The organism is Rhodopseudomonas palustris, from assembly GCF_003226555.1.
Taxonomy (GTDB): Bacteria; Pseudomonadota; Alphaproteobacteria; order Rhizobiales; family Xanthobacteraceae; genus Rhodopseudomonas; species Rhodopseudomonas palustris_I.
Window position 1 is genome coordinate 16,245 of record NZ_QKQS01000023.1, and the last position, 21,189, is coordinate 37,433.

A 21,189-nucleotide genomic window follows, 5' to 3' on the forward strand; every position below is an offset into this window, starting at 1 on the left:
GCGCAGCGAAACCCGCGGATGAGGTGCGATGGGTTTCGCCTTCGGTTCAACCCATCATACGACTGCTCCGGCTCACAACCACTTCTTCCACTTGAAGAACATGTACGGCAGCACCGCGGCCAGCAGCATCATGCCGAGGGCCATGGTGTAGCCGTGCTGCCATTCGAGTTCGGGCATGAACTTGAAGTTCATGCCGTACACCGAGGCGATCAGGGTCGGCGGCATCAGGACGACGGCCATCACCGAGAACAGCTTAATGATGTTGTTCTGCTCGAGATTGACGACGCCGAGCATGGCGTCGAGCGTGAAGGTGATCTTGCTCGACAGATAGCTGGCGTGGTCGGTCAGCGACAGCACGTCGCGCTGCATGGTCTTGAGCTGGGTGCGCAGCTCCTTGGTGCGCTTGATGCCCTCGCCTTCCACCGACAGGAACGCCACCACCCGGCCGATCGACACCAGGCTCTCGCGCACTTTCGAGACAAGGTCGCCCTTGCGGCCGATCGCGATCAGGATGTCGGAATAGCGCTTGGGGTGGCCGGTGCGGGCGGCGCCCTCCGGCTCGAAGATCTGGCGGCTGACGTCGTCGACGTCGGCGCCGGCACGCTCCAGGATGTCGGCGCAGCGGTCGATCACCGCGTCGAGCAGTTCGAACAGCACGAATTCGCCGCTGCTGCCCGAGCCCGGCGCCCGAGCCAACCGGCTCTCGACCACCGCGAACGGGCGCGGCTCGTCGTACCGCACCGTCACCAGCCGGCGTCCGGCCAGAATGAAGGTGACCGGCGACAGCCGAGGCGAGGTGGTGTCGGCGCCGCACATCAAGCTGGCGGTCATGTAGCGGGCGCCGTTCTCGATATAGAGCCGGCTGGAGATCTCGATCTCCTGCATGTCTTCCCGGGTCGGCACCTCGATCCGCGCCAGCCGCTCCACCGCCTTGTCTTCGTCCGCCGTCGGGCGGTCGAGATCGACCCACACCGTGTCCTCGGGCAACGCGTCCAGATCTTCCGCAGTGGCGCGCTTCAGGATGGCTTCGGCGGGGGCGAAGAAAGCAAGCATGGCAACTCCAGGCTGGAAGACGTTCGAGGCGAAGGGGGCGCGGGGTGGCGGTCAGACCACACCGATGGGAGCGGGATGCGGCGACGACACCGACTTATTTTGTGGCCATGGCATGGCAGCGCCGTGACAATAGCGGCCCCGACGCCACAGCCGTTGCCCGAAAATTAATCGGGGGCCGGATGCGATGCGGCAGAAATGCAACAACGGCGGCATCTCGTTACGAACGGCTCGCCGTAGTGCTGGCAAACCGGAGCGTTTGCGAGATACTAACAAACAGAATCGTGGAATTTTGCGATGCCTCCCGGCGCGAGGTTGTGCGCCAGCTCTTGATTGGAATTCAGAATGGCGTTCAACGGAACCAAGCTGGGATTGCTGGCCCTCGCCGGCCTGCTGCTGTCGGGTTGCATGCAGACCACCTACCAGGCCGCCCCGGAAGCCAACCTCAAACCCAACGACAAGGCCCAGCTCGCCAAGGCGCGCTACGCCAAGGTGTCGGTGCCGGAGCCGTTCCGCCGCGCGATCGTCGATTATCATCGCAAGGAAGCTCCCGGTACCATCGTGGTCGATTCGGACAACCACTTTCTGTATTACGTGCTCGATAACGGCAAGGCGATCCGCTACGGCGTGACCGTGGGCGAAGAAGCGCTGGCGTTCTCCGGCATCGCCCGCGTCGGCAACATGGCCGAATGGCCGAAGTGGACCCCGACCGCCGACATCCACAAGCGAATCGAAGGCCTGCCGTCCTCGGTGCCCGGCGGCATCGACAACCCGCTCGGCGCCCGCGCGCTGTATCTGTACCAGGGCAACAAGGACACCCTGTTCCGGATCCACGGCACCAACCAGCCGGAATATATCGGCGCCTCGATCTCGTCGGGCTGCATCCGCATGACCAACGAGGACGTCATCGACCTGTACAGCAAGGTCAAGATGGGCACCATCGTGGTGGTGCTCGACCGCAAGCAGGGCGACTCCCCGGTCAACTCGCGGATGGCGCTGCAGGGCGGCAGCGGCACCGCGATGCAGTAAAGCGCCGCGCGCATCACCGCAGAGCTTGCAAAAGCGCCGGTCCGCCGGCGCTTTTTTGTTGCGCGGTGAGTTGGTGCTGGCGCTTGGGCCGTGCTCCACTGCCCGCTACGGAGCTCGGCATCGCACCAGGCACAGAGAGCTCCCTCGCCCCGCTCTTCGCGGGGAGAGGGTTGGGGTGAGGGGCGGACGCAAGCACTGACGCTCGGCCTTGCGGAAACGCCCCCTCACCCGACCGGCTTCGCTTCGCTCTCCCGGTCGACCTCTCCCCGCGCGCGGGGAGAGGTGAGCCTCGCTGCGGGGAGAGGTGGGCTTCGTCGCGGGGAGAGGTTAAGCCGGCGGTCGTTTCGGCGACGGCTTACCGGGGACCGAGGGCTTTGCCGCCGGCGCAGGTCGCGGTGTGAGGTCGATCGGTTTGGTTGCGGCCGGCTTCGCGGCGGCTTTGGATTTGGCGCGTTTGGCCGGCCTCGGCGGCGGTGGCGGCGGGGTCTCGGCCTGTTCGCGTTCAGCCGCCTCGTTTGGCGCCTGCTCGGCGGCTTCCGGCTGAGGTGCCGCCTGCTGCGGGCCGCGCTCGTCGTCGGCCGCGACCTCGCGCGGCGGCGCTTCGGCCGGACGCGGCAGCGGCATTGCCGGGGCGATGTCCGGCAGCCCCTCGTACAGCGCCCATTGGCACATCCGGTAGCCGCCGCGGCGTTCGGCGAGGTCGAGGTGGATGTGGTCCTCGTGATAACCGTCCGAGCCGGGGCCGAGCACGGTGGTGAAGCGCGCGCACACCGACTGCATCACGGTCTCGCGCGCCTGCCGCGGCACCTCGCGGTCGGTGAGCGAGATCAACCGGCCGTCCGCCAGCTTGATGCCGCGAACGTCGAGCGCATTGGCGCGGCCGTGCTCGGAGAGCTTGGCGCCGCGCACCCGGTTGCGGCCGCGGCATTCATAAGAATCGAAATTATCCAGGGCGGCGGCCCGGCTGCCGAGCGAAGCGGCGAGCGGGGCGATGTCGTCGCGCACCCAGTCGGCGAGCGCCCGCGCCATGCCGCAGCGCACGGTCGCGGCCGGCGACACCGCGACGCGCCCGCCATCGGGCAGCACCACCGCTTCGAGCCGCACCAGATCGGTGCCACCGCAGCCGCCCGGCCCGGTGATGTCCGGAATGCTGGGCGCGATCGCGATCTGCTCGGTGAGCGCCAGCCGGCACGCCGACGGTTCGGTCTTCGCGACAGGCGCAGTGGCGGGCGCCTCGGCTTGCGCCGGCTCGGACTCATCCTTGCCGGGTTCGGCGCCGGCCACGCTCGGCTGCGGCGCCGCCGCCGGTCGCGGCTTCGGCAACGGAACATGTTCGCTCGCGCTCGCGGCCGACGCACCGCCCACAACCAGCGCGATCATCATTCCCCAGAATGGCGCTTTGCCGCGGAGCGCCTGTAGACAAGACCGTTTTCCGCCGAGCGGGTAAGCGCTAAGGTCGGAACCAATCCCAAGGGGATAACAATCAGGAGGAAATCTCGAATGCTTGGACTGATGCAAGACTGGCCTTTGCTGTGTCATCGGATCATCGAGCACGCGGCCCGGATCCACGGCAACCAGGAGGTGGTCACCCGGTCGGTCGAGGGTCCGATCGTCCGCACCACCTATGCGCAGATCCATCAACGGGCGCTGAAAGTCAGCCAGATGCTGGACCGCGCCGGCATCAAGCTCGGCGACCGCGTCGCGACGATCGCCTGGAACACCGCCCGGCACCTGGAATGCTGGTACGGTATTATGGGAATCGGCGCGATCTGCCATACGGTCAATCCGCGGCTTTTTCCGGACCAGATCGCCTGGATCGTCAATCACGCCCAGGACCGGGTGATGATCACCGATCTCACCTTCATCCCGGTGCTGGAGAAGATCGCCGACCAGATGCCGAGCATCGAGCGCTACGTGGTGCTGACCGATGCCGCGCACATGCCGCAGACCACGCTGAAGAACGCGATCGCCTATGAAGAGTGGCTGAAGGAAGCCGACGGCGACTTCGCGTGGAAGACCTTCGACGAGAACACCGCGGCGGCGATGTGCTACACCTCGGGCACCACCGGCGATCCGAAGGGCGTGCTGTATTCGCATCGCTCCAACGTGCTGCACGCGCTGATGGCCAACAATCCGGACGCGCTCGGCACCCGCGCCGCCGACACCATGCTCCCCGTCGTGCCGCTGTTCCACGCCAACAGCTGGGGCATCGCGTTCTCGGCGCCGTCGATGGGCACCAAGCTGGTGATGCCCGGCGCCAAGCTCGACGGCGCCTCGGTCTACGAGCTGCTGTCGACCGAGAAGGTGACCCACACCGCCGGCGTGCCGACCGTGTGGCTGATGCTGCTGCAGCACATGCAGAAGGAAAAGCTGACGCTGCCGGATCTGAAGATGGTGATCTGCGGCGGCTCGGCGATGCCGCGCTCGATGATCAAGGCGTTCGTCGACATGGGCGCCGAGGCCCGCCACGCCTGGGGCATGACCGAGATGAGCCCGCTCGGTACGCTCGCCACGCTGAAGCCGCCGTTCGACCAGACCACCGGCGACGCTCGGCTCGACGTGCTGGCGACGCAGGGCTATCCGCCGTTCGGCGTGCAGATGAAGATCACCGACGACGCCGGCAAGGAGGTCGACTGGGACGGCAAGACCTTCGGCCGGCTGAAAGTGTCGGGCCCGGCGATCGCCAAGAAGTACTACCGGGTCGACACCGAGATCCTCGACGATGCCGGCTTCTTCGACACCGGCGACGTCGCGACCATCGACAAGGACGGCTACATGCGGATCACCGACCGCTCCAAGGATGTGATCAAGTCCGGCGGCGAGTGGATCTCCTCGATCGACCTGGAAAATCTCGCGGTCGGCCATCCCAAGGTGGCGGAAGCCGCGGTGATCGGCGTGTATCACCCGAAATGGGACGAACGGCCGCTCTTGATCTGCCAGCTCAAGCCCGACGTCACCTGCACCCGCGACGAGATCCTGCAATACATGGACGGCAAGATCGCCAAATGGTGGATGCCCGACGATATCGTGTTCGTCGAAGCCATCCCCCACACGGCGACCGGCAAGATCCTGAAGACCGCGCTGCGCGATCAGTTCAAGACCTACACGCTGCCCGGCGCGGCGGCGTAGTCGTCTATCGTGCACTGCGTAGCAGCGGGCACAGCGCACCTCTCCCGCTTGCGGGAGAGGTCGACGCGCGTAGCGCGGCGGGTGAGGGCCCTCCTCTCCGCGAGTCGCTAGCTCACCGCCTGGGGCGCCCTCACCCCAGCCCTCTCCCGCAAGCGGGAGAGGGAGCGCGCTGCGGCGCGGGGCAATTACTTACCTTCCAAACGAATAGAGTGACTCCTCGTCCGCAGCGCCCTAACCTCTCCCCGCGTCTGCGGGGAGAGGTCGGATTGGGTAGCAATCCGGGTGAGGGGCATGGCAATGCGCGGGGCCAAGCCGGAAGACCATCGGATTTGCACGGCGGCTGCGTGGCCATCAGACCGATGCCGAGACCGTGCTGTGGAATCGCCTGCGCAACCGCCAGATCGCGGGCTGCAAATTCGTCAGACAGATGCCGATCGGGCCTTACATCTGCGACTTCGTCTGCCGCGACCAGATGCTGGTGATCGAGACAACCCGAGCTGAGCATGCATGCGCGCCAATGCCCTGCCCGGCCCCTCACCCCGCAGAAGGGCGGGGAGAGGGAGCGCGCTGTGCGTGGGGAGCGGACTTGCGACTCTCAGCCCAACACCGGCAACGTTCGCACGTCGTAGCCGCTGCTGATGCTGCGGTTGAGGACCGGGTCGCTGAGTTCGTACTCGAAGCGCGTCGCCGGGCGGATGCCGCCTTTGGCGGCGAAGGTGCCGCCGAATAGCGCGGCGCCCTCGGGCAGGCACGCCTGGCCGAATTCGCGCTCGATCAGCTCTGCCGGGGGCAGCATGCCGGACAGCGTGCCTTCCTGATACAGCACGCGCTCGCCGCCGATGGTGGCGAACGAGCGCAGTACGAGCTGGTCCCAATGCGCCGCGACCTCGTCCACCGCCCACAGCTCGGGCGCGACCGGCTTGTCGCAAATCTGCTTGGACACGGTGATGTTGTAGGTCTCGACCTTGCGGTCGGTATGGTCCGAGCCGACGCCGACATAGAGCTTGCCGCCGGACTTGATCAGCACGAACTCGACCTCGCCGCTGGAATTCTCGTCGCTGCACTCGATCGCGGTGCGGGTCGTCAGCCGGCTGGCGGCGACGCGGTAGTAGATCGGCGTCGAGGCCGGCGGCGCAATGCCGAGCTCTTCGAGTTCCTTGATGTGCTTGTCGCGCGCCACCGGATCGCGGCCGGTCCAGCCGGCGATGATCAGATCGCCGATCTGGATTGAGTGCGGGACCTTGCGGCCCTGTTCGTGGACGACGAATTCGACGGGGGCGGCATACATGGCTGGTCTCGCGAGATGGACGGCTGAACGAGTATCGTGCGGGGACGGCGTCGCCGCCCCGCACGATGCGGATGAGTGAACTACTGGCCCTTGCGGGTGTCGAGCAGATGCCAGCTCTGGTCGCCTGCTTCGATGACGTAGATCGGCTTGATGGCGTCGCGATCTTCGGCGAACGAGATTTCACCTTCAAGCGCGGCGAAGCCCTTCAACTTGGCCAGATCGTCCCGGATCGCGGTGCGCTCGGCCGCGACCTTGCCGGCATCGCCGGTGGTCTTGGCGGTCTTCATCGCTTCGGCCAGCAGATAGACGATATCGTAAGCCGACGCATCCTGCTGGTTCGGCTCCAGCCGGGTCATGCCGGCTTCCTTGGCCCGCGTCGCGAATTCCTTGGCGAACGCCTTGGTGCGGTCGTTGAGCTCGGCAAAGAACGTGGTGCCAATCGTCATCGAATTGCCGGCACCGGCCATCCGGCGCGGCAGATCGGGATCGGCCACCGTGGTGCCGCCGACCAGCCGCGCGCTGACGCCCTGGCGCTTCAGTTCCTTGGCGAGGTTGATGGCGGCTTCCGGCGGCGCGCCGAGGCCGATCAGGTCCGGCTTCATCTGCGCGAGCTGCGAAACCTGCGGCGACAGATCGAAGGCGTTGTACTGAAAGTCGACCGCGCCCTTGTCGGCGATGTCGAACTTCTTGAACAGCGCCGGCAGCACCTTGGTGCCGACCGCCTTGGACACGGTGTCGTCGGTCGCGAATGCGGTGGCGCCGGTCGCCATCGGCAGCTTCTTGTCGCGCAGCGTCGCCAGCACTTCGGAGATCACGGTGCCTTCGTCGCGGGTGTTGCGGAAGCCGTAGGTGAAGCCCTTGGTCAGACCGGGCGCAGACGACGACATCGACATCTGCACGATGCCGAGACGCTCGCCGGCGGGAAATGCGACGCGCACTTCGCCGGAGGAGAACGGGCCGATTACCGCGAGCGCCTTGTTGTCCTCGGCGAACTGCCGCACCGCGAGCGCGGCCTGCTTGGGATCGCCGCCGGTGTCGAACTTGACCAGCTTGATCTTGTTGCCGCCGATGCCGCCCTTGGCGTTGATCTCGTCGACCGCCATGTCGACCGCGACCTCGTTGGTGTTGGCGAGGCTGACATAGGGGCCGGTCTTGGCCATCGAGAATCCGAGCACGAGGTCGGCCGCCTGCGCGCCTCCCGCGAACCCGCCGATCAGTCCGAGCGCGACACCCGCCGCCACCATATTCGCCTTCATCAGCCTGTTCCTCTTCTCTTCATTGAGAGCCCACCCGCATCGGCTGCGGCTCGCCGGACGACTCGGCGCTACCGCCGAGATAGGCTTCGAGCAGCCGATGATCGTTGCGCAGCGCGTCACAAGGACCGGCCACCGCGACCTTGCCGAGTTCGAGCACGGTGGCGCTGTGTGCGACCGACAGCGCCTTGCCGGTGTTCTGCTCGACCAGCACGATCGTCAGCCCGCTGCGGTTCATTTCCTGGATCAGATCGAACACCTTGGAGACGAACAGCGGCGACAGGCCGAGCGACGGCTCGTCCAGCATCAACACCTGCGGCCGCGCCACCATCGCCCGGCCGATCGCCACCATCTGCTGCTCACCGCCGGACAGCGTCGCCGCCGGCGTATGGCGGCGCTGGCCGAGATTGGGGAAGCGCTCGTAGATCGCGGCGATCTCGCTGCGCACCGCCGGGCGGTCGCGGCGCAGATGCGCGCCGAGCAGCAGGTTCTCTTCGACCGTCAGCGACACCAGCACCTGCCGCCCTTCCGGGACGAGGACCAGCCCCTTGGCCAATCTGGTATGCGGGCGGGCGCGCGACAGATCGGCGTCGCGGAACAGGATGCGGCCGCGCGCGGCTGGCACCGCGCCCATGATGCCGAGCAGCAACGTGGTCTTGCCGGCGCCGTTGGCGCCCAGCACGGTGACGATCTCGCCTTCCTCGACGCTGAGCGAGACGCCATCGAGCGCGGTGACACCCCCATAGGCGACGGTGAGATCGGAGACGGACAGGATCGCGCTCATGCGGCCTGCTCCGCGCCGAGATAGGCGGTGCGCACCACCGCGTCGTGCTGCACGACCGACAGCGGCCCCTCGGCGATCTTGCTGCCGAAATTCAGCACCACGACGTGGTCGCAGATGGTGTCGACGAAATGCATGTCGTGCTCGACGATCAGGAGCGTGATGCCGCGCGCCTTCAGCGCTTCGAGATGCGCGGTGAGCGCCTGAGTTTCGACCGGGTTGAGGCCCGCCGCCGGCTCGTCGAGCATCAGCAGAGAGGCGCCGGCCAGCGTGGCGCGGACGAGGTCGATCCGCTTGCGGATGCCGTAAGGCAGCTCGCTGACCGTCGCGTCGGCGTAGGCGCCGAGCCCCATCTCGTCGAGCGCGGCGACCACTTCGCGCCGCCAGCGGTGGTTCGGGATCAGCCGGAACGGCGTCAGCAGGTTGAGAAGGCCGGCGGCGCGAACATGCTGGCCGACCAGCAGGTTCTCCCACACGGTGAGATGCTGCATCAGCCGCACGTTCTGGAAGCTGCGGGCGATGCCGAGCCCGATCCGGCGGCGCGACGCCATGTTGGTGATGTCGCGCCCGTCGAACGACACCGCGCCGGAATCGGGGCGGAACACGCCGCTGACCATGTTGAACGCCGTGGTCTTGCCGGCGCCGTTCGGGCCGATCAGCCCGACGGTCTGGCCGCGCGCCACCGAGAAGCTGAGCTCGCGGATGACGCGCAGGCCCCCGAACGATTTCGAGACGTTGTCGAGCGCGAGCAGCGGAGCCTGGGCACTCATGGCTGAGCCCCCGGTGCGGCAGGCTTGCGCCCGAACAGCCGGCCGATGCCGCGCAGCGCCGTCGACGTCACCAGCCCCTGCGGACGCACCGCCATGAAGGCGACGATCAGCGCGGCGAAAATCACGTAACGCCAGGCCTCGCCGGCCCGCAGCAGCTCCGGCACCAGGCTGAAGAACAGCGCGCCGACCAGCGGGCCCCACACCGTCTGGGTGCCGCCGAGCAGCACGTACAGCACCGTGTAGATGCTGAGCTGGACGCTGAAGTGCTGCGCCTCGATGAAACTGAAATGATGCGCGTACAGCCCGCCGCCGATGCCGGCGATCGCCGCACCGAGCGTGAACGCCGCGACCTGCAGGCCCCACACTTTGAGACCGAGCAGATCGGCGACCAGCCGGTCGTTCTTGATCGCGGTGAGATACAGCGTGAAGCGGGTCTGCGACAGCCCGACCACGAACAGCACGATCGCAGCCGTCACCGAGAACACCGCGACTGGCGACGCATAGGTCGAGACCGGATAGCCGGCCGCCGCGCCGACCACCTCGAGATTGAGGAACACCGCCGAGATCACCTGGCCGAGCGCGAAGGTGGCGAGCGCCAGATAAATGCCGTGGGTGCGCAGGATCGGCACCGCGACTAGCAGCGCCAGCCCACCGGCCGCGAGTCCCCCGGCCGGAATCGCTGCAGCGAGCGACCAGCCCATTTCGTTGGTGAGATACGCCGCCGTGTAGGCACCGATGGCCATGAAGCCGGCGATGCCGAGATTGAGCTGACCGGCGACCAGCGGCAGATACACCGCATAGGCCGCCATGATGTTGAAGCACAGGATGATCAGGACGCCGGTCTGATAGCCGCTCATCACAGCTTCTCCCGGATCGCCGGCTTGCCGAACAAGCCATGTGGCCGCAGGATCAACAGCAACAGCAGCGAGCCATAGACCGCGATGTTGACGGTGTCGGCGCCGAACGCCCAGATCGAACCGACTTCGATCAGGCCGATGATCAGCCCGCCGATCACCGCGCCCCAGACGCTGCCCATGCCGCCGATGATCATCGCGGCGACGCCTTTGAAGCCGACGCCCTCGCCCATGAACGGCGACACCTGCAGATAGCTGAGCGCGAACATCACGCCGCCGAGTGCGGTGAACAACGCGGTCAGCACGAAGATCTTCGGCACCAGGCGGCCGACGTCGACTCCGAGCAGCACCGCGGTCGCGCGGCTCTCGGCGATCGCGCGGATCTGGCGACCGAGATTGGTGTGGCCGAGCAGGAACGACAGCCCGAGTACCAGCGCGAAGGTCAGCACCAGGCTGATCGCCTGCGCGGCGCCGATCACCAGACCGCCGATGCGAAAGTTGAAATCACCGAGCAGCGATGGAAACGTCTGCTGATCGGAGCCGACGCCGACCAGCACCAGATTCTCCAGCAGCACCAGAAATCCCAGCGACGACACCAGCGGCACTTCCGGATCGGCGCCGCGGGTGCGCCGATAGGACAGTTGCTCGACCGCGAGCGACACCAGAGCCGCGGCGGCGAGCGCAACGCCGATCGCGGCCGCCCAATGCCAGCCTTGGGTCAGGAACACCCAGCTCACCATGCCGCCGATCATGAACAGGCCGGGAATGGAGAAGTTGAGGAAGTTGAGGATGCCGATCGCGAGGGTGAAGGACACCCCCACCAGCACATAGATCGAGCCGAGCATCAGGCCGTTGATCAGCTGCTGCGCGATCATGCCCGATCTCCGCACGCCGGAGCGGCCCGAGCCGTATCGGCCCGGTCGCCGCGGCCAGAGCCGCCGAAAGTGCTGGGGGAGAGGTCCGTCATCGCGCGCTTACACCGGGTCGAAGTAGTGCAGTTCGAACAGCACGCAGCCGGTCTCGGACTTGAACGGACCGTGGAACGCGCCCGGCGGGCGACACGCATAGGTGAACGGCTTGAAGCTCTCGCCACCTTGGCCGTTCTCGTCGTTGCCGACGGTGAGATCGCCGGAGACCAGGAACACTTCTTCCCAGTATTCGTGCACGAACGGCTTGGTGGTGAACTCGCCCGGCTCGAACCGCAGCAGGCGGCTGCGCGAGCCGCGGCGGTTCTCTTCGTCGAGGCCGCCGGACAGGATCTTCTGCTGGATGCCCTTGGGATAGCCGGCCGGCACTTCCCAGCCCGTGCTCATGTCGACGGCACGGAATTCGTCGTGGATCTTGTTGACAGCCATCATGCGCTCCTGATCAGGCGGCTTGCGAGGTTTTCAGCTCGTCGGCGAGCTCGTAGCTGGACAGCATCTGGCTGACGAGGCCGCCGGCGCTGTCCCAGTCGTAGGTGCGGAACGAGTGGTTCTTGGTGACGAAGGTCGCCCCCGCGTAGAACATCTCGTATTGCTGATGCCGCGAGGCGAACTCCGAGCCGACCGCGTCCCAGGCCAGCTTGTAGAACTTGACCTTGTCGAGCGCGCCCGCCGCCGGCGACTGCTGGGTCTTCTCGACCAAAGCGGCGATCTCCGGATTGGCGAGATCCTGCACCGAAGACGGCAACATGATCATGCCGCCGCCGGCGAGTTCGCGCAGCGTGTTGAGGACCTTGGCGTAGAGCTGCTGGGTCAGCGTTTGCGCCGCATACAGCGTGTGCCGGTCCGGCACGTAGTAGCGGCCGTATTTGGTGCCCTTGATTTCCATCGCGGCCACGAAGGCGTCGACCATACCGCCTTCGGCGGCGAGCTGGCCGAGCGTCTCGCGGACCTGCGGGAAGCCGAGCACGCCGTTGGTCTCGGCGATCCGCCGCGCCATGCCGATCAGGAATCGCAGCTTCACCGACAAGCGAACCATCGCCTGATAGTTCTGATAGACGTGCGCCGGCGTCGCATGGAACTGCTTCTGGCACATCTCCAGGTTCTTGTAGACGAAGATCCGGTCCCACGGCACCTTGACGTCGTCGAAGTACAATACCGCGTCGTTCTCGTCGAACCGGCTCGACAGCGGGTTGTCGAACACCGATTGCGAGGACTCCTCGTAGGACTTGCGCGACAGGATCTGCAGGCCTTTGCTGTTCATCGGGATCGCGAACGACAGCGCGTAGATCTCGTCGCCCGGCTGCAGCGGCTGGATGCAGGTGACGAACACCTCGTCCGCCATGATGCCGCCGGTCGCCAGCATCTTGGCGCCGCGCACGGTGATGCCTTCGGCGTCCTGATCGACCACGCCGGTGGTGAGGAACGCATCCTTCTGCTGGGCGGCGCTCTTGGAGCGGTCGGCCTGCGGATTGATGATGACGTAGGTCAGGTACAGATCGTTGTCGCGCGCATAGGCATAGTAGTCGGACAACGCCTTGGCGCGGTCCTTGTCGTAGGCCTCGAACTGATCGAGCCCCATATACATGCCGGCGATGCAGGAGGCGACATGATCGGGGGCGCGGCCGAGGAAGCCAGCATGCAGCCCGCCCCAGGCCTCCAGCGCGGTGCGGCGCTGGCGCAGCTCGTCGAAGCTCTCGGGGAGCTGCCAGATCCGGTTGGCGCGGTCGCCGGTCGGCGTCGCGAAGGTCATCAGCTCGCGGTTGGCCTCGTCGGCGGCGAAATCGAACAGCTTGCCGACCGAATGAATAGCGCGGCGAAACGCCGGATGCCGCGTGGTGTCGTCGACCCGGCGGCCGTCGATGAAGACGGCGCGCCCGTCGCGAAGGCCGGCGATATGTTGTTGTCCTGTCTTCATCGTCACAAGCTTCCTTATGCTAACACTCGTCGCGGTCAGTAATGGATCGGCAGCGGCCACATCGGCTCGCGACCACCCTGCCGGCTCAAGCTCTGATATTTGCCGCGGAAGAACACCAACGGCTCTTCGTCATCGCGCGCGCTGAAACGCACCACCCGGCCGACGAAAATCACGTGATCGCCGCCGTCGTATTGCGCATAGGGCGCACACTCGAAATGAGCGATCGCGCCCGCCAACAAAGGCGCTTCGGCATGGCCGATCGAATGCGCGACGTTGCTCCATTTGTCGGTCGAGGCCTTGGCGAACTGGTTCGACAGCGCCTCTTGACCGCGGCTCAGGATGTTGACGGCGTAGCCCTCGGCGGCCTGCATCGCCGGCAGGCTGAGCGCGCGCCGGTCGACGCTGAAGAGCACCAAGGGCGGGTCGAGCGAGACCGAGTTGAACGAACTCATCGTCATCCCGATCGGCACGTCAGCCTCGCCACGCGCCGTGATCACGGCAACGCCGGTCGCGAACTGCGACAACGCCGATCGAAACTCCCGCACGTCCAAAATCATCAACCGCCAACTCGTCGTCGCCTCAAGTAGCTTTGATCCAAAGCTATTCTAAAAAGCTAGTCAAGCGCGAATGCGAGGCAGTTGCCGAGAAAAAATGCGGCACAGCGGCATGAATTTGGGCGCGACAAAGCCCCGCCAACCGCGGCAATACGGGGCGAACTCAGCCTGGACGGAGGGTGAAGAGTGCCGGCGTCAGCGCCGCCGCGACACTTTGCGCGTGGACTCGGCCGCAGCGGGCGACGGCGCGGTGAGAAAGCTCATCAGCGCCACGGCCTTGTCGCCGCAGGCCACCAGCCGGGCCATCATCGAGGCGAGCTGACGGAATTCCGACGCGCTGAGACAATCGAACAGCGCATCGTTCACCGGCGCTTGGATCTCGACGAGCTGATCGAGCATCTTGCGCGCCTTCGGCGTCACGGTGAGCAGCACGCGGCGGCGGTCTTCCTGGTTGGCCCGCTTGTGGATCAGCCCGGCCTTCACCAGCTTGGAGACTTCGATGGTGACGAAGGCGCCGGACAGATGCAGATGCTCGGCGACGCGGCTGACGCCGACGCCCTCCTCGCCTTGCAGGTGCGCCACGGAGATCAGCGTCGTATAGGCGATGCCCGAAATCCCGAGACGATCGCCGAAGCCGGCGCGGCATTGATCGACCCGCGCGCTGAACGCGAGGAAGTCGTGAATGAAGGTGCGGAAGATCTCGTCGTCACCGCCCGGCATCAGTTCCGACTTCGATACGGTTGCGCGGCGCAAATCTCCCTCCCCTGGGTTCGCGGCGCAGACGGCCGGACGAATGGTACTCTTCATACAGAAGACGCGGCTTGTACAGGATCAGATCGCGCGGCCACTGTCTGCGCTGAGCGCGGAGCGGACGCTGCGAGCAACATCGAGCCTCCGCCGCGTAGTCGGCATAGCCGTCGGGCTCCCGATGCAAAGCGCGCGGTCCGCACGAGCGGTTCGCCACACGACCGACGCGATGATCAGAGCAACGCGCAGCCGGGCCCTAGGATCGGCGTGCCGAGCCGGGGGGTGCACTCTCCGGTCTTGAATTCGGCTCCGGCCCGTGATCTCAACGAAGGCTCCTGCGGCGCATCCTTCTGCCGCGATCAACTCGGGCAGTGCGAACGCGATGGCGCGCAGATTCTCCGCTCCGTATCTGAAGGAGCCCGTCTCCGGACTCGCCACTTGGGCGCGCAACCTCGCGGTGTTCTCCGCAGTGGCGACGCTGGTGTCGATCGCTGTGGTGCGGTTCGGCTTTCTCGAAATGCGCCCGGCGATGGCGACCTTGTTCGGCGCGCTGGCACTGGCCGGGGTGTCGATCGTGCTGGCGTTCGCCGGGTTCGCGGCGATCTGGCAGAACGGTTCGCGCGGCATTCCGCGGATCCTGCTGGCCTTGCTGCTGGATGCGATGATCCTCGCCTACCCGGCCTATCTGGGCTGGCAGTACCGCACCCTGCCGGCGATCCACGACGTCACCACCGATTCGATCGATCCGCCGCGGTTCGACACGCTGGCGCGGCTGAGGGTCGGCGACGACGTCAACACCGCGGTCTATGCCGGGCTGTATTCAGCCGAACAGCAGCGCGCCGCCTATCCGAACATCGAGACGATTCAGGTCGAGATGCCGGTGCAGCGCGCCTACGACATCGTGCTGCATCTGGTGAACCGGCGGAAATGGCGGGTGGTCGACGAGCGCGCGCCGCAGTTGCCGAAGCGCGAAGGCCATATCGAGGCGGTTTCGCGCACCACCATCCTCAGCCTGCCCGAGGACGTGGTGATCAGGCTGCGGCCGGACGGCGAGGACACCAGGATCGATATCCGTTCGTCGTCCCGCTATTTCGAAAGCGACCTCGGCAGCAATGCGGCGCGGATCGCCAAACTGACTGAGGACATCAACACCGCGGTCGAGAACGCCCCGGCGCCGAAGCCCGAGCCGGCCGCCAAGCAGCCGACCAAGACCAAGGCCAAGAAGTAATCGGCCGCGGCGCCGATTACTTGCCGGCGCCGCCGAGCGCCTGCTTGCATGGATCCGACAGCGCGCTGAAATTGTCGTTCAGGCACTTCTTGATGCGGCCGCCACCCGGCGACACGCCGCTGCAGAGTTTCTGATAATCGCCCTTGCAGGCCTCCCGCATCGCCTCTCTGTCCTGCGCGCTGGCGATCTGCAGGGTCAGCATCAAGCCTGCGATCACGCAGGCGGCGGCGAGCGTCGCCCGCACCAGGGCGTCGGCAGCGCGGAACAGCGGCGCCGGACGATCGGAGGAACGCGAAGTCTTCATTCGTTGCACCATGGCCAATCCTTGGGTTCGAAGTGAACGTCGTCGAGACGGACGTAGTTGATACCCTCGAGCCGGTCCGATCCTTCGCGCCGCGCGTCAGCGAAACAGCCCGCCGGCAAGGCGGCGGCGTCCTTCCGGAGAGATCTGCTCCAACGTCTCGACAAAGGTGTCGATCATCGCGTCGCCGACCTTGCTGCGCTTGTCGCGGGTGGCCTCGACCGCGGCGCGCAGCGCCGCCTTGTCGAGCTCCGGCTGCGCCGCAATGCTCAGGGTGGCCCGCAGCGCCGCCACGTAGCCACTCTGCAGCGGCTTCAGCGTGGCTTCCTTGGCGTGGAAGTTGCGCCACAGGATCTCGGCGTCGGCCGGCGGCAACCGCGAGGCGACGCGTTCGATCAGCCTCATCGGAACCCCGGCATGCAGCGGCGCCCACGGCGGTCGCAGCCACTGCGCGCCCACATACGCCCCCAGCGCGACGTTGAGGCAGAGCGAGCCCAGCAGCAGCCAGCGCCCGGCGGTGAAGCGACCAAACGACATCTTCATTGCGGGCTCCAGACCGTCACGACCGAGGAATCGAACACCGCGTCGATCGCGGCGAGCGCCTCATGCGAATGCTGATAAGGCAGCGTGCCGGCGAGCCACAGGCCGACCAGCGCCGAGCAGGCGAGAGTGCCGGCCGGCAGCAGCGAGGCCGGCTGCAACAACCGGCGATACCACGGCTCCCGCATCTGACCGTTGCCGATCCGCTGCAGCACCGCGAGCGATACGCGGCCCGCCCGCGCCGGAGTCACCTCGGGCGGCACCGCGAGCAGCGCGTCGAACGCGGCCGCTTCGCGCAGCACCGCCGCGCCCGGTTCGCCGGCGGCGATCACCCGCGCCGCGCCGCGCGTCTCTGCCGGCCAGCGCGCGATGTCGCCGCCCCAGATCTCGGCCAAATCCCTGAACTGATCGAGCGTCATGCTCGCCTCCTGTCGTCTTGCCGTCTTTCGACTTCTTTTTTGAGCGCCAGCCGCGCCCGGCCGAGCAGCGACTCGAACGCCTTGGGGCTGAGATTCATCGCACGCGCCGCCTCCTCGCCGGACAGGCCTTCCATATGAAACAGCGCGATCGCGCCGCGCTGCCGCTCCGGCAGTTCGGCCAGCGCCGCCTCCAGCAGCCGCTGCTGCTGCGCGGCGATCAGGGTCTCGACCGGTGCCGGATCGCCTGCCGCCACCTCGGCGGCGTCCTCGATCGGCGCGTGCCGCGGCTTGCGGGTTCGGTCGAAGCTGAGGTTCAGCACGATCCGGTACAGCCAGGTCGAGAATCGCGCGATGCTCGGATCGAACGACGACGCTTTGTTCCACACCCGCAGAAACGCCTCCTGGCCGATGTCGTCGGCCTCGGCCGCATCGCGGACGATGCGCTGGGCGATCCTGATGGCGCGCGGCATGTGGCGCGCCATCAGGACGCGGAACGCCTGCTGCCGGCGCGCCACAACGTCCAGCATCAGCGCCTCGTCGCTATCGTCCTCGAGGCTCACTGGGCGCAGGCCGCCTGTTTCGGCCGGGACACCGGCGGCTGGCTTGGCGACGACCACCGGCACGCGGTCAGCACGGCCGCCAGGCGCCTGCGATCCAGCACCGCCGCGGCGCCGGAACCACGGCCGGCCCGGCAACCACCACCGGCGCGACGTAGACCGGGCGCACTCGATAGGGCCGCGCCACATAGTACGGATACGGCCGGTAGTAGTATGGCCGGCCATAATAGCCGCAGCCGCGATAAACGCCGACGCCGTGCCAGCCGCCGCGGACGCAGGCCACGGTCTCGATCGGCACCCCCGCATCGGCTGCCACAACCGGACGCGCCGCCGGCGCCAGCGGCGCGGCGATCGCAGCGGAGCCTGCGAGCGTGAGCAGTGCAGCGACGGCGAGCGCCGCAGTCCGGATCGGTTTGCGCATCACGACATCCTTTCCTGTTCGGAGCCAGACCCGGCGAGCCGGGCCGATGTCGTGAATACGGGGGCAAGACGGCTTTCCTTCGCGGAACCGTGACGGTCATGCGACCAAACGTATCACTTCGTAGAATACCGAGGTACGACGGCTCGCACGCGGTATCTTTGTGTAGAATTTAACGCGAATCTCAAATTCAGGTTGAGTAGCACTCCTATTAGTTGAGGGTCTTATTTACTAAAACGATAGTGTTTGGAACGCATGGTTTTGGGAACTTCTGGCTCTGCGCGTCGCAGCGTCAGACCTGCTGATACCCTTGGGTGACACAGGAAGTCTCTTCATCCGCCTTCCGCGGAGCGTTGCGTGTGCGCGCCTGCAGGACCGGACTGATCAGCATCACGACGGCGATGCGATCTTCGGAAGAGAGGCAAGGCAAGACGCAGGGCGCGAGCGGCCTGTGACATGCATCGGAAATAATGCTGCGCACGGAGCGGCTGCGAAGCCGGCCGCGCGACCTTTTTGGAGCGCAATTCATGCTGTCTAGACTGCATATGACCATCGGCCGCCGCATCTATCTTCTGATCGGTCTGAGTCTCCTCGGCCTTCTCGGCATCACCCTGCTCGATTCGCGCGAGCTGGCAACCGGCCTGCAGCAGCAGAAGCAGATCGAGCTGAAGCACCTCGCCGAATTGGCGATCAGTTTCGTCAAGGACGAATACGACGCCGCGCAGCGCGGCGAAATCGGCGCCGCCGAGGCCCAGAAGCGCGCCCAGGAACGGATCTCCAAGCTGCGCTACGGCGGCAACGAGTACTTCTTCATCACCGACATGCAGAGCCGGATGTTGATGCATCCGATCGCTAAGCAGCTGATCGGTCAGGATCAGTCGGGCGCCAAGGACTCGAACGGCAAGCGGCTGTTCGCCGAGATGGTGGATACGGTTCGCCGCAACGGCAGCGGCTTCGTCGACTATGTCTGGCCGAAGCCGGGCTCCGACCAGTCGTATCCGAAGCTGACCTATGTGGCCGGATTCCAGCCCTGGGGCTGGATCATCGGCACCGGCGTCTATATCGACGATCTCGACGCCCAGACTTGGCGCGCGACGCAGCAGTCGCTGATCGTGGGAGCGCTGGTGCTGCTGGTGACGATCCTGGCCTCGGTGATGATCGCACGGCGCATCACCAAGCCGATCCACGCCATGACTGCGGCGATGAAGGAGCTCGCCGGCGGCAGGCTGGAGGTCGAGGTGCCCGGCATCGGCCGCAGCGACGAGATCGGCGACATGGCGGGCGCCGTCGAAGTCTTCAAGGTTCACGCCCTCGAACGCCAGCGGCTCGAAGCCGAACAGAAAGAGATGGAGGCGCGCGCCGCCGCCGACCGCAAGGCCCATGCCGGCCAGCTCGCCGATCGTTTCGAGCGGGCGATCGGGGAGATCGTCGAGACCGTGTCGGCAGCCTCCAACGAACTCGAGGCCTCGGCCATCACGCTGACCCGCACCGCCGACCAGTCGCAGGATCTGGCGACCGCGGTCGCCGCCGCCTCCGAGGAAGCCTCCACCAACGTGCAGTCGGTGGCGTCGGCTACCGAGGAGATGTCTTCGTCGGTCAACGAGATCAGTCGCCAGGTGCAAGAATCCGCCCGGATCGCCCATGAGGCGGTGGATCAGGCGCGGCAGACCAACGGCCGGGTCGAAGAACTCGCAAAGGCAGCGTCACGGATCGGCGACGTGGTCGAGCTGATCAGCAACATCGCCGGCCAGACCAACCTGCTCGCGCTCAACGCCACCATCGAGGCGGCGCGCGCCGGAGAGGCCGGCCGGGGCTTTGCGGTGGTCGCCGCCGAAGTGAAGCAACTCGCCGAACAGACAGCCAAGGCGACTGGCGAGATCACCCAGCAGATCAACGGCATCCAGACAGCCACCGACCAGTCGGTGGCCGCGATCAAGGAGATCGGCCAGACCATCGCCCAGATGTCGGAGATCTCTTCGACCATCGCCGCGGCGGTGGAGGAACAGGGTGCGGCGACGCAGGAGATCTCCCGCAACGTCCAGCAGGCTTCGCTCGGCACCCAGCAGGTATCGGCCAACATCACCGACGTGCAGCGCGGCGCGACCGAGACCGGCGCGGCCTCGGCCCAGGTGCTGGCGGCGGCCAAATCCCTATCCGGCGATTCCACCCGGCTGAAGGTCGAAGTCTCGAACTTCCTGGAGTCGGTTCGCGCGGCGTAACCGCCTCTGCTTCAAGAGCTGCGGCCGGCCTGCGAGGGCCGGCCGTTTGCTTTTGAAGGCCTGTTTTACAGCCGCATCGGACTGAAGCCCGTAACCGCACGAGGTTTTGGTAAACGCGGCATTAACCAAGCCGGTTTACAGCTCGAAGCAGGTTTCACTGCCGCGCGCTCTTCGCGCGGCGGAGCAGCGCCGGGCGAGGTAAGCGAGCGATGGCCCATCCCGGAAGTCTCATCCGCCCGGCGTCCGCGCGCCGGCTTCCGACGGCCCCGGCCGACAAGCCGCAATCGCCGCTGCGCGAATTGTTCGCCCCGCTCGACCAGCTTCTGGCCTGCGGCGGCGACACCCGGATCGACATCGATCCCGTCACCGGCTGCAACGCCTACGGCTGCGCCCCCAGTCCGACACCCGAGATCGCCAGCTTCTCGTCCTGCACCGCCAGCACGATCTCGCCGCGCGGCTATGAGGCCGCTGGCCGCGCCCGCGACGCGCTGATGTCGTCGGCGATGCTGCACGGGCTGGTCGAGTGCTTTGATGCCCGGATCGAGGCGATGCGCGGCGAGCTGAAACAGCTGCTCGGACTGGCGCAGTCCGGCGCCGAGATCGTGTTCACCTCGTCGGGCACCGACGCGCAATTGGTGGCGCTGGCGCTCAGCCGCGCGCTGCTCGGCGACGACCTCGTCACGGTGGTCACCGGCGCCGACCAGACCGGCACCGGCACCGCGTTTACGGCGCACGGCCAGCATTTCGCCGCGCGCAGCGCCTGCGGCGTGATTGCCACCCGCGGCGCGCCGATCCGCGGGCTCGGCCCGGTACGCAGCTTCAAGCTGCGGCTGCGTGATCCTGGCGGCCGGTGGCGCTCGCCCTCGGCGCTCGACGCCGAGACGCTGGAAGTGGTCGAGTCGGCGGTGGCGCAGGGCGCCCGGGTGATGCTGGAAGCGATGGACTGCTCCAAGCTCGGCTACGCGACACCGGGCGACCGCTGCCTCGACGAAATCGCGGCGCGCTGGCCCGGCCGGGTGCAGATCGTCATCGACGCCTGCCAAGCCCGGCTCGGCAACAGGCGGATCGGCAGCTATCTCGACCGCGGCTTCATGGTGCTGCTGACCGGCTCGAAATTCTTCGGCGGCCCGGCCTTCAGCGGCGCCGTGCTGGTGCCGCCGCAACTGGTGGCGACCGTCGGCGCGCTGCCGCGGCTGGCGAGCGGGCTCGCC

Annotated in this window: 21 protein-coding genes and 2 pseudogenes; 6 read left to right on the forward strand and 17 right to left on the reverse strand. The window is 66.7% G+C overall.

Features of this window, described 5'->3' with window-relative positions; genetic code table 11:
* Positions 1 to 72: 72 nt before the first annotated feature.
* Complete coding sequence (locus DNX69_RS12630) at positions 73 to 1,053, reverse strand: magnesium transporter CorA family protein (RefSeq protein WP_110786351.1); 981 nt, start codon at positions 1,051 to 1,053, stop codon at positions 73 to 75.
* A 342-nt stretch (positions 1,054 to 1,395) separates the two neighbouring features.
* Between DNX69_RS12630 and DNX69_RS12635 the strand changes: the two genes are divergently transcribed.
* Positions 1,396 to 2,079, forward strand: a complete 684-nt coding sequence (locus DNX69_RS12635; RefSeq protein WP_110786352.1) for a L,D-transpeptidase — start codon at positions 1,396 to 1,398, stop codon at positions 2,077 to 2,079.
* A gap of 327 nt (positions 2,080 to 2,406) precedes the next feature.
* On the opposite strand, the gene DNX69_RS12640 is transcribed toward DNX69_RS12635, so the two are convergent.
* Complete coding sequence (locus DNX69_RS12640) at positions 2,407 to 3,462, reverse strand: extensin family protein (protein WP_110786353.1); 1,056 nt, start codon at positions 3,460 to 3,462, stop codon at positions 2,407 to 2,409.
* A 117-nt stretch (positions 3,463 to 3,579) separates the two neighbouring features.
* Between DNX69_RS12640 and DNX69_RS12645 the strand changes: the two genes are divergently transcribed.
* Positions 3,580 to 5,208: a fatty-acid--CoA ligase gene (locus tag DNX69_RS12645; protein ID WP_110786354.1), complete on the forward strand. Its 1,629-nt coding sequence runs from the start codon at positions 3,580 to 3,582 to the stop codon at positions 5,206 to 5,208.
* Between the two features lie 322 nt (positions 5,209 to 5,530).
* Positions 5,531 to 5,704, forward strand: a pseudogene (locus tag DNX69_RS12650) (endonuclease domain-containing protein); the annotation flags it as partial.
* 99 nt (positions 5,705 to 5,803) lie between these two features.
* Here the strand turns inward: DNX69_RS12650 and DNX69_RS12655 are convergent.
* The 10 genes from DNX69_RS12655 to DNX69_RS12700 all read right to left on the reverse strand — a co-directional run bounded on the left by DNX69_RS12655 (position 5,804) and on the right by DNX69_RS12700 (position 14,302).
* The gene (locus DNX69_RS12655) at positions 5,804 to 6,496 is read right to left on the reverse strand and encodes a DUF2848 domain-containing protein (protein ID WP_110786355.1); all 693 of its coding nucleotides are present in this window, start codon (positions 6,494 to 6,496) and stop codon (positions 5,804 to 5,806) included.
* 80 nt (positions 6,497 to 6,576) lie between these two features.
* The gene (locus tag DNX69_RS12660; RefSeq protein ID WP_110786356.1) at positions 6,577 to 7,752 is read right to left on the reverse strand and encodes an ABC transporter substrate-binding protein; all 1,176 of its coding nucleotides are present in this window, start codon (positions 7,750 to 7,752) and stop codon (positions 6,577 to 6,579) included.
* 19 nt (positions 7,753 to 7,771) lie between these two features.
* Positions 7,772 to 8,533, reverse strand: coding sequence for an ABC transporter ATP-binding protein (locus DNX69_RS12665; protein ID WP_110786357.1), 762 nt, complete (start codon positions 8,531 to 8,533; stop codon positions 7,772 to 7,774).
* Entirely contained in the window at positions 8,530 to 9,300 is a 771-nt protein-coding gene (locus DNX69_RS12670) for an ABC transporter ATP-binding protein (protein ID WP_110786358.1), read from the reverse strand. Before DNX69_RS12670 ends, DNX69_RS12665 begins: the two co-directional genes overlap by 4 nt.
* Positions 9,297 to 10,157, reverse strand: coding sequence for a branched-chain amino acid ABC transporter permease (locus DNX69_RS12675; RefSeq protein WP_110786359.1), 861 nt, complete (start codon positions 10,155 to 10,157; stop codon positions 9,297 to 9,299). The genes DNX69_RS12670 and DNX69_RS12675 overlap by 4 nt, the downstream gene beginning before the upstream one ends.
* On the reverse strand, positions 10,157 to 11,029 hold the full coding sequence (locus DNX69_RS12680; protein WP_110786360.1) for a branched-chain amino acid ABC transporter permease: 873 nt from the start codon (positions 11,027 to 11,029) through the stop codon (positions 10,157 to 10,159). The genes DNX69_RS12675 and DNX69_RS12680 overlap by 1 nt, the downstream gene beginning before the upstream one ends.
* 99 nt (positions 11,030 to 11,128) lie before the next feature.
* Complete coding sequence (locus DNX69_RS12685; RefSeq protein WP_110787597.1) at positions 11,129 to 11,509, reverse strand: cupin domain-containing protein; 381 nt, start codon at positions 11,507 to 11,509, stop codon at positions 11,129 to 11,131.
* A gap of 13 nt (positions 11,510 to 11,522) precedes the next feature.
* Entirely contained in the window at positions 11,523 to 12,995 is a 1,473-nt protein-coding gene (locus tag DNX69_RS12690) for a 4-hydroxyphenylacetate 3-hydroxylase family protein (RefSeq protein WP_110787598.1), read from the reverse strand.
* Positions 12,996 to 13,030: 35 nt separating this feature from the next.
* Complete coding sequence (locus DNX69_RS12695) at positions 13,031 to 13,552, reverse strand: flavin reductase family protein (protein ID WP_234827012.1); 522 nt, start codon at positions 13,550 to 13,552, stop codon at positions 13,031 to 13,033.
* A 192-nt stretch (positions 13,553 to 13,744) separates the two neighbouring features.
* The gene (locus DNX69_RS12700) at positions 13,745 to 14,302 is read right to left on the reverse strand and encodes a MarR family winged helix-turn-helix transcriptional regulator (RefSeq protein ID WP_165825253.1); all 558 of its coding nucleotides are present in this window, start codon (positions 14,300 to 14,302) and stop codon (positions 13,745 to 13,747) included.
* A gap of 376 nt (positions 14,303 to 14,678) precedes the next feature.
* On the opposite strand from DNX69_RS12700, the gene DNX69_RS12705 reads away from it, so the two are divergent.
* Positions 14,679 to 15,524 (forward strand): DUF1499 domain-containing protein, encoded by an 846-nt coding sequence (locus DNX69_RS12705; RefSeq protein ID WP_110786362.1) that lies wholly within the window; start codon positions 14,679 to 14,681, stop codon positions 15,522 to 15,524.
* A 16-nt stretch (positions 15,525 to 15,540) separates the two neighbouring features.
* Here DNX69_RS12705 and DNX69_RS12710 read toward each other — a convergent pair whose 3' ends face one another.
* The 5 genes from DNX69_RS12710 to DNX69_RS12730 all read right to left on the reverse strand — a co-directional run bounded on the left by DNX69_RS12710 (position 15,541) and on the right by DNX69_RS12730 (position 17,762).
* On the reverse strand, positions 15,541 to 15,828 hold the full coding sequence (locus DNX69_RS12710; RefSeq protein ID WP_234826961.1) for a cysteine rich repeat-containing protein: 288 nt from the start codon (positions 15,826 to 15,828) through the stop codon (positions 15,541 to 15,543).
* Between the two features lie 96 nt (positions 15,829 to 15,924).
* Positions 15,925 to 16,368 (reverse strand): periplasmic heavy metal sensor, encoded by a 444-nt coding sequence (locus tag DNX69_RS12715; RefSeq protein ID WP_110786364.1) that lies wholly within the window; start codon positions 16,366 to 16,368, stop codon positions 15,925 to 15,927.
* On the reverse strand, positions 16,365 to 16,784 hold the full coding sequence (locus DNX69_RS12720) for a hypothetical protein (protein ID WP_110786365.1): 420 nt from the start codon (positions 16,782 to 16,784) through the stop codon (positions 16,365 to 16,367). Before DNX69_RS12720 ends, DNX69_RS12715 begins: the two co-directional genes overlap by 4 nt.
* Complete coding sequence (locus tag DNX69_RS12725; RefSeq protein ID WP_110786366.1) at positions 16,781 to 17,530, reverse strand: RNA polymerase sigma factor; 750 nt, start codon at positions 17,528 to 17,530, stop codon at positions 16,781 to 16,783. Before DNX69_RS12725 ends, DNX69_RS12720 begins: the two co-directional genes overlap by 4 nt.
* Positions 17,412 to 17,762 carry a hypothetical protein gene (locus DNX69_RS12730; protein WP_207803147.1) on the reverse strand — a complete coding sequence of 117 codons (351 nt, stop codon included), beginning with the start codon at positions 17,760 to 17,762 and terminating at the stop codon, positions 17,412 to 17,414. The genes DNX69_RS12725 and DNX69_RS12730 overlap by 119 nt, the downstream gene beginning before the upstream one ends.
* 524 nt (positions 17,763 to 18,286) lie before the next feature.
* On the opposite strand from DNX69_RS12730, the gene DNX69_RS12735 reads away from it, so the two are divergent.
* The gene (locus DNX69_RS12735) at positions 18,287 to 19,978 is read left to right on the forward strand and encodes a methyl-accepting chemotaxis protein (protein WP_110787600.1); all 1,692 of its coding nucleotides are present in this window, start codon (positions 18,287 to 18,289) and stop codon (positions 19,976 to 19,978) included.
* 209 nt (positions 19,979 to 20,187) lie between these two features.
* Positions 20,188 to 21,189: pseudogene (locus tag DNX69_RS26660) on the forward strand (cysteine desulfurase); the annotation flags it as partial.

Coding starts and splice junctions, on each gene's coding strand:
- DNX69_RS12725 (WP_110786366.1), bottom strand. CDS start 17,530: ATGTGGCGCGGCCCTATCGAGTGCGCCCGGTCTACGTCGCGCCGGTGG.
- DNX69_RS12730 (WP_207803147.1), bottom strand. CDS start 17,762: ATGCGCAAACCGATCCGGACTGCGGCGCTCGCCGTCGCTGCACTGCTC.
- DNX69_RS12720 (WP_110786365.1), bottom strand. CDS start 16,784: ATGACGCTCGATCAGTTCAGGGATTTGGCCGAGATCTGGGGCGGCGAC.
- DNX69_RS12735 (WP_110787600.1), top strand. CDS start 18,287: ATGCTGTCTAGACTGCATATGACCATCGGCCGCCGCATCTATCTTCTG.
- DNX69_RS12705 (WP_110786362.1), top strand. CDS start 14,679: ATGGCGCGCAGATTCTCCGCTCCGTATCTGAAGGAGCCCGTCTCCGGA.
- DNX69_RS12630 (WP_110786351.1), bottom strand. CDS start 1,053: ATGCTTGCTTTCTTCGCCCCCGCCGAAGCCATCCTGAAGCGCGCCACT.
- DNX69_RS12660 (WP_110786356.1), bottom strand. CDS start 7,752: ATGAAGGCGAATATGGTGGCGGCGGGTGTCGCGCTCGGACTGATCGGC.
- DNX69_RS12635 (WP_110786352.1), top strand. CDS start 1,396: ATGGCGTTCAACGGAACCAAGCTGGGATTGCTGGCCCTCGCCGGCCTG.
- DNX69_RS12695 (WP_234827012.1), bottom strand. CDS start 13,552: ATGATTTTGGACGTGCGGGAGTTTCGATCGGCGTTGTCGCAGTTCGCG.
- DNX69_RS12715 (WP_110786364.1), bottom strand. CDS start 16,368: ATGAAGATGTCGTTTGGTCGCTTCACCGCCGGGCGCTGGCTGCTGCTG.
- DNX69_RS12665 (WP_110786357.1), bottom strand. CDS start 8,533: ATGAGCGCGATCCTGTCCGTCTCCGATCTCACCGTCGCCTATGGGGGT.
- DNX69_RS12685 (WP_110787597.1), bottom strand. CDS start 11,509: ATGGCTGTCAACAAGATCCACGACGAATTCCGTGCCGTCGACATGAGC.
- DNX69_RS12710 (WP_234826961.1), bottom strand. CDS start 15,828: ATGAAGACTTCGCGTTCCTCCGATCGTCCGGCGCCGCTGTTCCGCGCT.
- DNX69_RS12690 (WP_110787598.1), bottom strand. CDS start 12,995: ATGAAGACAGGACAACAACATATCGCCGGCCTTCGCGACGGGCGCGCC.
- DNX69_RS12645 (WP_110786354.1), top strand. CDS start 3,580: ATGCTTGGACTGATGCAAGACTGGCCTTTGCTGTGTCATCGGATCATC.
- DNX69_RS12655 (WP_110786355.1), bottom strand. CDS start 6,496: ATGTATGCCGCCCCCGTCGAATTCGTCGTCCACGAACAGGGCCGCAAG.
- DNX69_RS12680 (WP_110786360.1), bottom strand. CDS start 11,029: ATGATCGCGCAGCAGCTGATCAACGGCCTGATGCTCGGCTCGATCTAT.
- DNX69_RS12675 (WP_110786359.1), bottom strand. CDS start 10,157: ATGAGCGGCTATCAGACCGGCGTCCTGATCATCCTGTGCTTCAACATC.
- DNX69_RS12670 (WP_110786358.1), bottom strand. CDS start 9,300: ATGAGTGCCCAGGCTCCGCTGCTCGCGCTCGACAACGTCTCGAAATCG.
- DNX69_RS12640 (WP_110786353.1), bottom strand. CDS start 3,462: ATGATGATCGCGCTGGTTGTGGGCGGTGCGTCGGCCGCGAGCGCGAGC.